Source organism: Streptomyces sp. NPDC048338 (assembly GCF_043201055.1).
Lineage (GTDB): Bacteria > Actinomycetota > Actinomycetes > Streptomycetales > Streptomycetaceae > Streptomyces.
In genome coordinates this window covers 1-12,674 of sequence record NZ_JBICYQ010000022.1, presented here as the reverse complement: position 1 = coordinate 12,674, position 12,674 = coordinate 1, and the positions used below count along the sequence as shown (strand labels likewise).

At 69.1% G+C, this 12,674-nt stretch carries 10 protein-coding genes, 2 pseudogenes and 1 riboswitch; of the genes and pseudogenes, 6 read left to right on the top strand and 6 right to left on the bottom strand.

All coding sequences use genetic code 11. From position 1 onward, the window contains the following. Positions 1 to 20: 20 nt before the first annotated feature. Positions 21 to 125, bottom strand: a riboswitch (ZMP/ZTP riboswitch). Between the two features lie 177 nt (positions 126 to 302). Beyond that, complete coding sequence (locus tag ACGFZF_RS36075; protein ID WP_393561336.1) at positions 303 to 1,634, top strand: GAF domain-containing protein; 1,332 nt, start codon at positions 303 to 305, stop codon at positions 1,632 to 1,634. 45 nt (positions 1,635 to 1,679) lie between these two features. Further along, positions 1,680 to 3,203 (top strand): aldehyde dehydrogenase family protein, encoded by a 1,524-nt coding sequence (locus tag ACGFZF_RS36070; RefSeq protein ID WP_361309942.1) that lies wholly within the window; start codon positions 1,680 to 1,682, stop codon positions 3,201 to 3,203. A 162-nt stretch (positions 3,204 to 3,365) separates the two neighbouring features. Here the strand turns inward: ACGFZF_RS36070 and ACGFZF_RS36065 are convergent, their stop codons facing one another. Beyond that, entirely contained in the window at positions 3,366 to 3,515 is a 150-nt protein-coding gene (locus tag ACGFZF_RS36065) for an integrase (protein ID WP_189801159.1), read from the bottom strand. 348 nt (positions 3,516 to 3,863) lie between these two features. Further along, positions 3,864 to 5,003 (bottom strand): PucR family transcriptional regulator, encoded by a 1,140-nt coding sequence (locus tag ACGFZF_RS36060; RefSeq protein WP_393561333.1) that lies wholly within the window; start codon positions 5,001 to 5,003, stop codon positions 3,864 to 3,866. A gap of 87 nt (positions 5,004 to 5,090) precedes the next feature. On the opposite strand from ACGFZF_RS36060, the gene ACGFZF_RS36055 reads away from it, so the two are divergent. The 3 genes from ACGFZF_RS36055 to ACGFZF_RS36045 all read left to right on the top strand — a co-directional run bounded on the left by ACGFZF_RS36055 (position 5,091) and on the right by ACGFZF_RS36045 (position 7,527). Further along, entirely contained in the window at positions 5,091 to 6,146 is a 1,056-nt protein-coding gene (locus ACGFZF_RS36055; RefSeq protein WP_393561331.1) for a ferredoxin reductase, read from the top strand. A 7-nt stretch (positions 6,147 to 6,153) separates the two neighbouring features. Beyond that, positions 6,154 to 7,272 carry a fatty acid desaturase family protein gene (locus ACGFZF_RS36050; protein ID WP_393561329.1) on the top strand — a complete coding sequence of 373 codons (1,119 nt, stop codon included), beginning with the start codon at positions 6,154 to 6,156 and terminating at the stop codon, positions 7,270 to 7,272. A 72-nt stretch (positions 7,273 to 7,344) separates the two neighbouring features. After that, positions 7,345 to 7,527, top strand: coding sequence for a DUF6207 family protein (locus ACGFZF_RS36045; protein ID WP_328940561.1), 183 nt, complete (start codon positions 7,345 to 7,347; stop codon positions 7,525 to 7,527). 47 nt (positions 7,528 to 7,574) lie between these two features. On the opposite strand, the gene ACGFZF_RS36040 is transcribed toward ACGFZF_RS36045, so the two are convergent. The 4 genes and pseudogenes from ACGFZF_RS36040 to ACGFZF_RS36025 all read right to left on the bottom strand — a co-directional run bounded on the left by ACGFZF_RS36040 (position 7,575) and on the right by ACGFZF_RS36025 (position 11,106). After that, complete coding sequence (locus tag ACGFZF_RS36040; RefSeq protein ID WP_393561327.1) at positions 7,575 to 7,805, bottom strand: hypothetical protein; 231 nt, start codon at positions 7,803 to 7,805, stop codon at positions 7,575 to 7,577. 596 nt (positions 7,806 to 8,401) lie between these two features. Continuing rightward, positions 8,402 to 8,686: pseudogene (locus ACGFZF_RS36035) on the bottom strand (SH3 domain-containing protein); the annotation flags it as partial. 417 nt (positions 8,687 to 9,103) lie between these two features. Beyond that, positions 9,104 to 10,177 (bottom strand): hypothetical protein, encoded by a 1,074-nt coding sequence (locus ACGFZF_RS36030; protein WP_393561325.1) that lies wholly within the window; start codon positions 10,175 to 10,177, stop codon positions 9,104 to 9,106. An 80-nt stretch (positions 10,178 to 10,257) separates the two neighbouring features. Further along, the gene (locus ACGFZF_RS36025) at positions 10,258 to 11,106 is read right to left on the bottom strand and encodes a hypothetical protein (protein ID WP_393561323.1); all 849 of its coding nucleotides are present in this window, start codon (positions 11,104 to 11,106) and stop codon (positions 10,258 to 10,260) included. A gap of 638 nt (positions 11,107 to 11,744) precedes the next feature. On the opposite strand from ACGFZF_RS36025, the pseudogene ACGFZF_RS36020 reads away from it, so the two are divergent. After that, positions 11,745 to 12,044: pseudogene (locus tag ACGFZF_RS36020) on the top strand (DnaB-like helicase N-terminal domain-containing protein); the annotation flags it as partial. Positions 12,045 to 12,674 lie beyond the last annotated feature (630 nt).

Sequence of the window (12,674 nt, the reverse complement as noted above, 5' to 3'; positions counted from 1 at the left end):
CCTGGGCGTCGTCGATGACCGGTGTTCGCCCAGGCGCACGGCAGCGCGGTCCACGCGGGTGCGCGGTGTCCACGGGGCCGCTCCCCGGTGGTGATCCACCTCAAGCGCCAGTCACGGCCCGCGCACCACTGTACGTGAGGCCATGGGCCGGGGTCCCGGGACGGGGAGGCAGACGGTGCGGGGCACCGGGGGGGTGCGGTCCGGTCAGGGCGCATATGCCGGGGCGTCCGGACGCTTGTGGGCGGCCCGGGCACGGACCACGATGACGGCACGGGACCGACGACCTCACCGGGGAGGCCGAGTTGAGCGATGCGTGGGTGGCGGCGGAACCGGACGCCGGAGCGGTGCGCAGGGCGCACGAGGCGTTCACGACGCGCGGCCGGATGGAGCTCCCGCCGGTGCGGCCGCTGGTCGCCGAGTCCTGGCGCCGCTCGGCGCGGGCCCGGGTCAGTCCGGACGGACTCGCCGGCGTCGAGCTGGACGACGAGGAACTCGCCGGACACCGGGACGGCCATCCGCTGGCCGCCGCGATGCCGGTGATCCGGGAGCTGATGGGGGCGTACGCGACGGACGGGGAGCACCTGCTGGCGGTCTGCGACGCGTCGGGCCGGATGCTGTGGGTGGAGGGGCACCCGGGGACGCTGCGCCGGGCCCGGGCCATGAACTTCGTCGCGGGCGCCCGCTGGTCGGAGTCGGCGGCCGGGACGAACGCACCGGGGACCGCGATCGCCGTGGACCGTCCGGTGCAGGTGTTCACCGCCGAGCACTTCCAGCGGCCGGTGCAGGCCTGGACCTGCGCCGCCGCTCCCGTGCACGATCCGCACACCGGGCGCCTGCTGGGCGCGGTGGACATCACCGGCGGGGACCGGCTGGGCCATCCGCACAGCCTGGCGTTCGTGCAGGCGGTGGCGCGGGCCGCGGAGTCCCAGCTGGCGCTGGCGGGACCCGCTCCCGCGGCGGACCGGATCCGGCTCGCCGCGCTCGGCCGGGACGAGGCGGTGCTGACGGCGGCGGGCCGCAGGCTGCGGCTGAGCCGCCGCCACAGCGAGATCCTGGTGGTGCTCGCCCACCACCCGGAGGGAGTGAGCGGGGACGAACTCCTGGTGCGGCTGTACGAGGACGAGTCGATCACCCCGGTCACGCTGCGCGCCGAACTGTCGCGGCTGCGCGGACTGCTCGGCCCGGAGCTGCTGCGTTCCCGCCCGTACCGGCTGGCGGCGGCGGTGGACGCGGACTTCGCGACGGTGGACCGGCGGCTGCGTTCGGGCGCACTCGCGGCGGCGCTCGGCGAGTACGCGGGGCCCCTGCTGCCCGGCTCCCGCGCGCCCGGGGTCGTACGGCTCCGGGAGCGGCTGACGGACCGGCTGCGGGCGGCGCTGCGGGACCGGGGCGACCCGGCGCTGCTCGCCGACTGGACGTACAGCGCCTGGGGCGAGGACGACGTGGAGATGTGGCGGGCCCTGTCGGCGGCGGTTCCGGCGGCGCAGCGGCCGCCCGTGCTGGCCCGGCTGACCGCGCTGGACGAGGAACTCTCTCGGGGCGCGGACGGCCTGGCCGGCCCGGCCGGCCTCGCGGGCGGGCCCGTCGAGGGCGCAACGCGGTTGCAACGTCGGGGTCCCCAGACTCGGCGGTGAGCGCCGGCCAGGGACGGCCGGCGCGGTCCGAGGGAGGCCCTGTCCATGACCCGTTACGCCGCACCCGGTACCGAGGGCGCGATCATGTCGTACCAGTCCCGCTACGACCACTGGATCGGCGGTGAGTTCGTCGCCCCGGCCCTCGGCCGGTACTTCGAGAACCCGAGCCCGGTCGACGGCCGTCCCTTCACCGAGGTCGCCCGCGGCACCGCCGAGGACGTCGAGCGGGCCCTGGACGCGGCCCACGCGGCGGCCCCGGCATGGGGTCGCACGTCCCCGACCGAGCGGTCCAACGTCCTGCTGCGGATCGCCGACCGGATGGAGTCGCACCTGGAGGAACTGGCGGTCGCCGAGAGCTGGGAGAACGGCAAGCCGGTGCGCGAGACGCTGGCGGCGGACATCCCGCTGGCCGTCGACCACTTCCGCTACTTCGCGGGGGCGCTGCGCGGCCAGGAGGGCGCGCTCAGCGAGATCGACGACGACACCGTCGCGTACCACTTCCACGAGCCGCTCGGCGTGGTCGCGCAGATCATCCCGTGGAACTTCCCGATCCTGATGGCGGTCTGGAAGCTGGCCCCGGCGCTCGCGGCCGGCAACGCGGTGGTCCTGAAGCCGGCCGAACAGACCCCGGTGTCCGTCCACTTCTGGATGAGCCTGATCGCGGACCTGCTGCCGCCGGGCGTGGTCAACATCGTCAACGGCTTCGGTGCGGAGGCGGGCAAGCCGCTGGCGTCCTCGCCGCGCGTCGCGAAGATCGCCTTCACCGGGGAGACCACGACCGGGCGGCTGATCATGCAGTACGCCTCGGAGAACATCAAACCGGTGACGCTGGAGCTGGGCGGCAAGTCGCCGAACATCTTCTTCGACGACGTGTGGGCGGCGGACGACGACTTCCGCGACAAGGCCCTCGAAGGCTTCACCATGTTCGCCCTCAACCAGGGCGAGGTGTGCACCTGCCCGTCCCGGGCCCTGGTCCAGCGCGGCCACTACGGCGAGTTCCTGGAGGCGGCGGTCGTCCGCACGGAGAAGATCGTGCCGGGCCACCCCCTGGACACCGACACGATGATCGGCGCCCAGGCCTCCAACGACCAGCTCCAGAAGATCCTCTCGTACCTGGACATCGGCCAGCAGGAGGGCGCCAAGATCCTCACCGGCGGCAGCCGCGTCGAGTACGACGGCGAACTGGCGGGCGGCTACTACGTGCAGCCGACGATCTTCGAGGGCGACAACCGCATGCGGGTCTTCCAGGAGGAGATCTTCGGCCCGGTCGTCGCGGTCACCTCCTTCACCGACTTCGACGACGCGATCGCCACGGCGAACGACACGCTCTACGGCCTCGGTGCGGGCGTGTGGACGCGCGACGCCAACACCGCGTACCGCGCGGGGCGCGCGATCCAGGCGGGCCGCGTCTGGACGAACTGCTACCACGCCTATCCGGCGCACGCGGCGTTCGGCGGCTACAAGCAGTCGGGCATCGGCCGCGAGACGCACAAGATGATGCTCGACCACTACCAGCAGACGAAGAACCTGCTGGTCAGCTACTCGCCGAAGAAGCTCGGGTTCTTCTAGGGACACGAAAGGAGGCGCCTGACCTGGGCTCTCACCGGTCAGGCGCCTCTCGCTGACACCGCACAGGGAGGGAGCTCGTTTGCGCCGAAACTCCCAGTTCGTCCCACCGGTGTCCCACCCCTGACCAGCACTTCCGGACCAGTCACGGACCAAACTCCGGACTCACCGCTCAGGCGCCTGGCCCCGGCTGACACGGTCCCACTCCTCCATGGACTTCTCGTTGAGGCGGTTGGCCTGCGCTCGCACGCCGTCCAGGAACTTGGCGTAGTGCCGGAAGAGGTCGCCGAGGAGGACGTCGTGGGAGCCGCGCACCCACTCGGCCCCGGCGAGTCCGCAGGGGCTGAGGTGCCACCTCGGCAGCGCTGCTGACCTCAGAACGGCGCACCTCTTCTCCCGAGGGCAAGCCAACGGCGGTCAGGCTCCGGCCGGCGTCACGGCCTCCGTCAGAGCGAGTGGGGCCGGGATGTACCCGCTCGGCCGACCGCCGCCCAGCAAAGGCTCTCTCCGAGAAATGCCACGTTTGTGAGACGGTTCGAAGAAGCCCGACCCGTGCCACGAAGTGCGAGACCCTAGAAACGGCACCGTATTCTCAGCGTCGATTGCGTACACGGGCCATAGTGGATCGCTCGCGGACTCGGTCGTGGACGGTCGAAGTATGCGTCAGCTGACCCGAAGACCGACCGCCAGCGTCAGTTCAAGGACCCGATGTGGCGATGCGAGATCCGGAAACAGCTCCCGCAGCTGCGACATCCGGTACCGGACGGTCTGGGGATGGACGAACAACGCCGCCGCCACCTCGTCCCGCCTGCCCTGGTGCAGCAGCCACTCCCGCAACGTCTCCTCCAGCCGCCGTGCGGTCGCGACAGACAAGGTCCGCAACGGTGCGAGGGCTCGGGCACGCAGGTCTGCGAACGCGTCCACGTCGGCGCTCAGCACCAGCTCGGGCAGGTGGTCCTCGGTGTCGCGAATATCAGGGGAGAGGGAGCGCGCGCGTACGGCGCGTGCGTACGAGGCGGACGCACGAGTCCATGGCCGGGCCGGGCCGACCACGGCGGTGCGGTCGGTCAGCTGCCGCAAGAGATGTGACCGGTCGGCATCGGGGACGAGCAGCACACCGAAGGCGTCCGGCAGATCGTCGAGGACGAGGGTGCTCGGGTCGAGCGCGCGGTAGGCAGGCCGGGCCTGGGCGGCGGGCAGCAGAACCGCGGTCAGCGAAACCGGAGGCTGCCACCCGGCCCGTTGAACAGAGGCCAGCAACACGTCCGGGCTCGCGCCGGCGAGGAGGTCGCGGGCCAGGTGTTCCAGGTGGCGCTCGTGGGCCCTGCCCCGGGCGGCCAGTTCGTCGGCGTGGCCCGCGGCGCTCGCGGCGGAGAGCTCGTCGATGTAGGCGAAGGTCAGCTCGGCGAACTTGGCGACCTCGGCGGCGGGCAGGCCTGCGGGTACTGCACCCGCTGCCAGGCATCGCCAGGCCACGCGGGCGCCGACGCGGTATGCGCTGAGCAGGGCGTCCATCGAACGGCCGTCTCGCACCTCGCCGCGGCCCAGCTCGTAGGCCGCGTCACCGCCGTCGCCGCCTGTGGCGTTCCCGCTCGCGAGGTCCAGGTAGTGCCCCAGGGCGGTGCGGACGGCTCGGCGGATGGTGCCGCCCATGCGGCCCGAAAGGGCGTTGGCGTAGGGAGGGACCTCGTCGATGATCGCCTGGACGACCTCGTCGGCGGTGGTCTTCAGCGCGGCCCGAAGTGCGGTGACCGTCGTCTCATTCAGGGCCAGTTCGCTGGCCCTCTGGGTTACATGGCTCACGTTCTTATTCCCTGCGAACAATTACCCCGATCAGATTCACGTCCTGCGGTCAGGACTTTACGCCTTGAGACGCAGCAAGCTGGGCCCATGACGAGTACAGCCCTCCGCAGCAAGGCGTGGAAACTGCTGGAGATGGTCACGACGCCGCTGCTGCCGTCGGACTATCTCGACCTGGTCAGCCCGCTGCGTGCGGGCGCCGACCTGCGGGGGCGCATTGAGGCCGTGCACCCCGAGACGCGTGACGCCGCGACCATCGTGATCCGGCCGGGACGGGGGTGGCGCGGCCACACGGCCGGTCAGTACGTGCGGATCGGGGTCGACGTCGACGGGGTGCGCCTGTGGCGTGCCTACTCCATCACCTCGCCGGCAAACCGCCAGGACGGCCGCGTCACGATCACCGTGAAGGCAATCCCGGACGGCAAGGTCAGCAACCACCTGGTCCACAGGACGAAACCGGGCACTCTGGTACAGCTCGACCAGCCGGCCGGTGACTTCGTCCTGCCGAAGGCCAAGCCCGCCAAGGTGCTCCATCTGACGGCCGGCAGCGGCATCACGCCTGTGATGGGCATGCTGCGTGACATCGAGCTCGACGACGTCGTCATGGTCCACTGCGCGCCACAGCCGCAGGACGTGATCTTCCGCAACGAACTGCACGACATGGTCGCGGACAAGAAGCTGCGGCTCACCGAGGTGCACACCGACACGGACGGCGTGCTCGACATCGCCCGTCTCGACGAACTGGTACCCGACTGGGCCGAGCGCGAGACCTGGGCCTGCGGGCCCGCGGGCCTCCTCGACGCCGTCGAGGAGCACTGGACCGCGCACGGCGTGCGAGAGCGCCTGCACACCGAACGCTTCCGCTCCGGCATCGTCGTCGCAGGCGAAGGCGGCGAGGTCACGTTCAGCGCCAGCGGCAAGACCGTCGACGCGGACGGCGGCACGCCGTTGCTGGACATCGGCGAGGAGGCCGGCGTGCTCATGCCCTCCGGGTGCCGCATGGGCATCTGCTTCGGCTGTGTCACGCCGCTCAAGTCGGGCGCCGTCCGCGATCTGCGCACCGGGGACATCACCGAGGCCGAGCCGGGCGTCCTCATCCAGACCTGCGTGTCCGCCGCGGCGGGCCCCTGCGACATCGAACGGTAGGAACACCTTGACCGCCATCGACCCCACCGCCCACCTGACCGCGGAGCAGATCGAGGAGCTCGGCCGCGAGCTGGACGCGATCCGCGACGAGGTGCTCGCCGCCCGCGGCGAGCAGGACGCCGCCTACATCCGCAAGGTCATCTCGGCGCAGCGCAAGCTCGAGCTGGTCAGCAGGGGCGTACTGCTGTTCTCGATCTTCCCGCCCGCGTGGCTGATCGGCACCGCCGGTCTGTCCGTGGCGAAGATCATGGACAACATGGAGATCGGCCACAACATCCTGCACGGCCAGTGGGACTGGATGCGGGACCCGAAGATCCATTCCACCACCTGGGAGTGGGACCACGTCTCGCCGGCCGATCAGTGGAAGCACTCGCACAACGAGCTGCACCACACGTACACCAACGTGATCGGCAAGGACAACGACCTCGGCTACGGCATCATGCGCGTCGACGAGGATCAGCGGTGGCACCCGTTCCACCTCGGCCAGCCGCTGTGGAACTTCATCAACGCCTGCTTCTTCGAGTACGGCATCGCGGCGTACGACCTGGAGCTCGGCAAGAACCTGCACAGGCGCCGCCGCAAGAACCCGGAGTTCCGCGCGCGGGCCAAGGCCGTGGGCCGCAAGATCCGCAAGCAGGTGCTCAAGGACTACGTGATCCACCCGCTGCTGTCGGGCCCGTCGTTCCTCACCACGCTCGCCGCCACGTTCACCGCGAACCTGGTCCGCAACATCTGGTCCCACTCGGTGATCATGTGCGGGCACTTCCCCGAGGGCGTGCAGGTCTTCGAGCGCCGGTCGATCAAGGGCGAGACTCGCGGCCAGTGGTACCTGCGCCAGATGATGGGCTCGGCGAACATCAGCGGCAGCAGGGCCATGCACTTCATGACCGGCAACCTGTCGCACCAGATCGAGCACCACCTGTTCCCGGACCTGCCGAGCAACCGGTACGCCGAGGTCGCGGTGAAGGTGCGCGCGCTGTTCGAAAAGTACGAGCTGGAGTACGTCACCGGGCCGCTGCCCAAGCAGGTGTTCTCCGCGTGGCACAAGGTCTTCCGGCTCTCGCTGCCGAACAAGAAGCCCAAGGTCAAGACGCCGGACCGCGAGCAGGAGCTCGTCGCGGCCTGATTCCCGGTATTGGTTCAGATCTTTCGGCCGTACCAGCGGCACCGCCGGGTCCGGTGAGACCCGTTGCGGACGGTGGGCGGCCGCGATTCAGACCGTACGACACGGGATCCGGGGCAGCCCGGCGTCCGGCTGCGCTTCCTGGACGTGCGCCCAGCTCGTCGTCGACGGCACCCTGCCGCCCTCGACGGTTCTGCGCGAGGTCCAAGAACTCCTTGCTGCTCGCCCGTTCACGGCCTGACCTGCGCTCCGCCATGACGCAGGGACGCTTGGGTGGCTCGCGCCCCGCTGGTGCGTGAGGGGCTCTATCTCTTCCCCGGCTCCTTGCCAGTGCCTGCGCCCGTGCGCAGCTTCAGTACGGGCAGGGTCGCGAACTTCGCTCGCATCGCCATGCTCGTGTCGTACGTGATCAGTCGGACTGGGCCAGCCGCCATCGTGCGCACGGTGAGCGCCCGGTCCACGATCTCGTCATCCGCCTCCGACAGCCGCGCATGCCCGGGGTTGTCCATGAGGCTGAAGGGCTGCGATGCCGCCATGGTTCGCACTTATATCGGCAGTCCAGCGTCATGTCGAGGCATGCTCCGTGGAGCCCTGTCGGCACACCCCTCGTTTGTGTGCCCCCTTGCCGCCGCCACGGGGCGACGGTCAGGGGTCTTCCGTGCCGACCAAGATCCGGGCCATACGCGGACCGGCCGCCTGCAGCCGGGTCGATTCGTGGCCGTTTCCGCTGGTCAGCGGCCGCGCGAGGCGTGTACCACCAGCACACGAAGAACCTCCTCGTGTCGTACTCGGCGAAGAAACTGGGCTTCTTCTAGAGATCCACAGAAGGGCGCCTGACCTGGGGCTTTCCCCGGGTCAGGCGTCTTCTGGGAGCGCCCGCACCTTCCCATGAGGGAGGCGTCGAAATACTCCCCTTCCTCCAGTTCATCCCACCCCTATCCCAGTCCTGGCCAGCAGTTCCGGGCTATACACGGGCCAGATTGCGGCTCAGCCCTTGGGGCTGCTGTCCTCGCTGCGCGGTCCTCTTTGCCGTCGGACAGAGAACTCCTTTCCGCCGGGCACAACGGCCCAGTCGCTCTTGGGAAGGAAATCGACCGGAAGGGAACTCGGCCACGTCGTAGTCGTGTTGTGAGTCGAGGCACATTCGGACGTCGCGATAGACGTAGGTTCCGGACGCCCAGCCCCTCACGCCGGTGGTCCGGTCCGTGATGTAGTACCAGCTGCCGCTCGTCTTATGGACGGTGAACTCGTGGCCGCGGTAGAGGAAGCCGACCGCGGTGGCACCATTGCAGGGCTTCTCCTGCCGTGGAGAAGCCGCCCTCGCGCAGGGTGTAGGTGCACGCATCGGTGTCCGACTCCTCCACCGCGACACGGAAGGGCGCAACGGCGCGCTCTCGTCGCGGGCGCGCAGGGCCACGAGGATGACCGGGGCGGTCGGGGTCGTCGCGGGTGTGGCTGTAGCCGAGCGCGTAGTGGTCTCCGTCGCGTCCGAGGCGTCGCTCGAGCGCTTGTGCCGCCTTGTCCGCCGGCGCGGGGCCCATTCCCGTGAGGCGGATGGCCTCTGGCGGGCAGCCGCGGTGGATAAGCCAGGACTGCACCAGCGCGGGCGGGAGAGTTCGGTGTGGTCAAGGCGGAACGTCAACGCCTGGAGGTCGCGCCGCAGGTGGAGGCCGACGAGCTGCGGCTCGCCAGGGATTCCTAGGTGACAGCGCCGTTGTGCAGTAGCTGGGTAGGTGCACGCTCCTTGGCTCGTTGGAAGGGGCGATGCACCGCCTCACCAAGGAGGATTCGGTCGAGTCGGCGATCCGGCAGTACGGCGGCATGGTTGTTGCGTCTAGGGACAGGGACCGGCGGTCGCTCCGTCGCGCGTTCCCGCGGTGAACCTCTCGACCTGACCGTCCACGAGGTCGAACACGATGACCCTTCCGCCGAACCGTGGTGCGGTGGGTGCGAACACAAGCCGCTCGGAGCCACCGTCTACCCCGACCGAGGTGATCTCGTCGGCGTAGGTGCGGATCAAATCATCCCGTGTGGTGCCGACGCGCATCCCGGAAGCCGTGGAGGTCTTGGCCGGTGGCTCCACTGATACGGCGACGAGGGTGCCGAATATGAACCGCAGTGACAGCCCGTCGGGTGCTCCCGCCACCGTTCCGTCGGCGCAGTGCGAGAAGTCACCGACGATGGTGAGCGGTGAACCGATCGCCTCCTCCACTTGCTGACCGCTCATGCCGATGCGTACGGGGCCGATTCCGTTGACCGTGACACGTTCACGGCGGAGGTCGACGCGGCTCGAGAGGGCGTCGGTCTCGGATCGCTTCACGAACTGCCGACCGTTCCAGGCCCAGGTGACATGGCGGAGTATCGAGGGGTGGCCGTGAGCGTCTTCCTCCCCGTAGAACGCGAGATCGGCGGACACGTGGCCGTTCTTGATCTCTAGTGTTTCCGGCTGATACTCCGGAGGAAAGCCGGAAACATCGAAGGTGGGCGTGCGCCCGATCTCGGTTCCGTCGCCGCTGTGGTAGACGCGTAGCTCCTGGCGGAAGTAGTTCGTCGGCTGTGGGTGGCAGTAGAAGAGAATGGAAGTGACCTTGCCGAAGCGGGGGAGGGTGCCGTGGACGATCCGCTGGATCTGAACCTCCCAATGGCGATCCCTTCCGATCGCGTCGTCCCTCGCCGTCCCGGCTCCATCGCGCAGGGCAACCGGGACTGGTCTGTCCACGGAGTCGTCGCAGGTGAGCCCGTAGGTCAGGTTCTTCCAGTCGATGCCTTCCGCCCGGGACGTTCGATCTCCTCCGCTCCCGACGGATCCTTGCGCCGGTGGAACGGAGATCACCATCGCCAGGGCCAGGAATCCACTGAGCAGCGCGGCCGTTACCGCCCCCACCCGGGTGCTGAGTATGTGAGTCATAACAGGCCCCGTCGTCGTTCGTGCTCGGGCGCAAGCGAATGTGCCACCAGGATGCGGAGCCCGTACGCCGCAGCCGACCCCTATCTGACGTACCGGCAATCCCATGCGTCCCCGATGTCCTTGGCCCGGACATTGGATACGCGATCAAGGGCGTCCTGTCCGAACTGGCCTTTGCACACCAGGCCCACGGAGATGCCCTCGCTGCGTGTCCGGTCGGCGTTCACGCAGGTCCAGCCATAAGCGGCATACCTGGCATCAGTCCTGTGGGACAAGGTGAGACCCCTGGACTCGCACCATCCCTGGAGATCGGGAACCCCCGCATAGGACGTGCGGTTCATGCACTCCCAGGCGCCGTACGTTCCCTGCATCGTGGTGAGTCGGTCGATCACGCCGATGTCCGGATACGTTGACTGGCATACCTCACCCACGAAGTTGTGGATGTCTTCCGGGTTGTTGAACTCTTGAAGGCTGCCATCGCTGTTCTTGCACCGCACGGAGTACGCGTCGCTTCCCGTGGTGACTGCACCCTCTTCGAACCCTTGATCCCTGCAGTACTCATCGAAACTCCGCCGGGACAGAGGATGGCGCACATCGTCATCGCCGCCCGCCAAGGCGACGGTGATCGATCCGTCGTTGTCACCGAGGCAGCGGTCCGCGTCATTGATACGGAGGAACAGGGTGCCACTGTCCGGAGCGGTCAACATGCCGCCCGCGCCGACCGAGAACGCTGTGCCGCTCTCTCCGATGCGACCCAGGAGTTCCCCGAACGCTTGGCCCGCGACGAACTTGCAGGGCTGGAAGATCTTCCTGTCGATGTCTGCCCCGTAGCCTCCGGGGCCGACCATAGGGAAGTTTCGCACGTCCACGGTCCACGAACCGGAGACATAGAACACGGCGAACGTCTCGCCTTTTCCAACGGAAAGCGGCATTTGCTGCCATCCTTCCCTGGAGCTGACGGACGGATTTACTGTCGCGTACCGGGAAGCTTCGGCCGACGCCCCGGTACGCGAAGATGACAAAAGGGCGAAGAGTGTGGTCAACACGGTTGCGGTGGCGATGACGAGGCAGCGCCTCATCTTCCGGCTGTGGCACAGCATTGCCTGCCTCCGGTTTCTGAAGGAGCCTGGCCGGCCCTGCGCAACCGGACTGCGATCCGCGTAGACCTCCCCGAGGGCTCGCTCGCGCTGGGACGAGATGCTTCATGCGTGCCTCATCGCGCTTACCTGCGCAACGAAGGACGGCTTTCGTTCACCGCCCCAGTGATCCCGGCACCCTTTCGACCGCAGCGACGGGCGGTAGTGTCGGGCGCCGGACAACAACAGGATCTGTCCGATGCCCGGGGCTGGCAAATCGGCCGACGGCGCGCCACGCCGGAGTCGGGACCGCAGCGGCCGGCCGCGCGGTCGGCGTGAAACCGTCGAAGACAGGTCGGCGACGTCGGCGCAAATGGCCTCGGTACGGCGAGTTGTGGTCAGGCATGGAGGCCTGTGCATGTCTGCTCGCAGGCCACCTCCTCGCACCGCACCTGAGCCCCCCTGAACCCCGACGACTTCACCCTGGCCGCTTGATGCCCCGTACTCCGAGTCCCGACGAGGAAGACCTCGACACGATCCCGCATCCGGTCTTCTACGCCGAGCAGGCCCTCCTCGGGGCCCTCCTCCTCGACCCGCAACGCCTCGGCGACGTGCCCGGCATCGGTCCAGACGCATTCTCCACAGCCGCACACGCCGCACTGTTCGCTGCCGTCCGCTCCCTGCCGACCCCCGACCCGGCTCAGCACGCGCAGAACACCAAGTGGCTCGAAGAAGTTCTCACCGCCGCTCTCGAACAGGCCCGCGGACTGACCGCCTCCTACCTCCACAGCGTCGACCCGATCACCGTGCTCTGGGAGGGCCAGCAGCGCGGCCTGCTCACCGCCGGCTTCGAACCCCGCTCCGAGCCGACCAAGATCCGGGCCACACGCGGACCAGCCACCCGCGGCCTGGCCGAATCATGGCCGTTCCGCTGGTCAGCGGCCGCGCGAGGCGTGTACCACCAGCACTCGAAGAATCTCCTCGTCTCCTACTCGCCGAAGCGGCTCGGCTTCTTCTAGGAGCACAAACAACGGCGTCTGACCTGGGCTTTGCGTCAGGCGCCGATGGCGCAACCCGCTCGACGCGGACGTCGATTCTTCCTGTTCCTCCCCATTCATCCCGATTCTCTCCCACTCCAGACCGACTGTTCCGGACCAGCCACGGAGCTCTTTCAGAGTGGCCCCTGATCGAGTGACGGGCTGGCGGACCGGTTCGGCGAGCGTCCCGTCGGGCAGCTCAGTGCCTGTGCAGTCGAGGCGTCTTGCCGAGACGGCAGACAGAGTCCCTCCGGCTGTGGAGCAGCATGTGGAAAGCACCGGGCCGCGGGGGGGGGGGGGGGGCCGGGCCCCCCCCCCCCCCCGGGGGGGCCCGGGGGGGCCCCCCCCCGGGGGGGCCGGGCCCGGGGCGCGGACGCGGCCCGGGAG

What these genes read in the sequence shown, in the direction of transcription:
- ACGFZF_RS36070 (WP_361309942.1), top strand. Translation starts at nt 1,680, where the DNA reads ATGACCCGTTACGCCGCACCCGGTACCGAGGGCGCGATCATGTCGTAC.
- ACGFZF_RS36055 (WP_393561331.1), top strand. Translation starts at nt 5,091, where the DNA reads ATGACGAGTACAGCCCTCCGCAGCAAGGCGTGGAAACTGCTGGAGATG.
- ACGFZF_RS36040 (WP_393561327.1), bottom strand. Translation starts at nt 7,805, where the DNA reads ATGGCGGCATCGCAGCCCTTCAGCCTCATGGACAACCCCGGGCATGCG.
- ACGFZF_RS36030 (WP_393561325.1), bottom strand. Translation starts at nt 10,177, where the DNA reads ATGACTCACATACTCAGCACCCGGGTGGGGGCGGTAACGGCCGCGCTG.
- ACGFZF_RS36025 (WP_393561323.1), bottom strand. Translation starts at nt 11,106, where the DNA reads ATGCCGCTTTCCGTTGGAAAAGGCGAGACGTTCGCCGTGTTCTATGTC.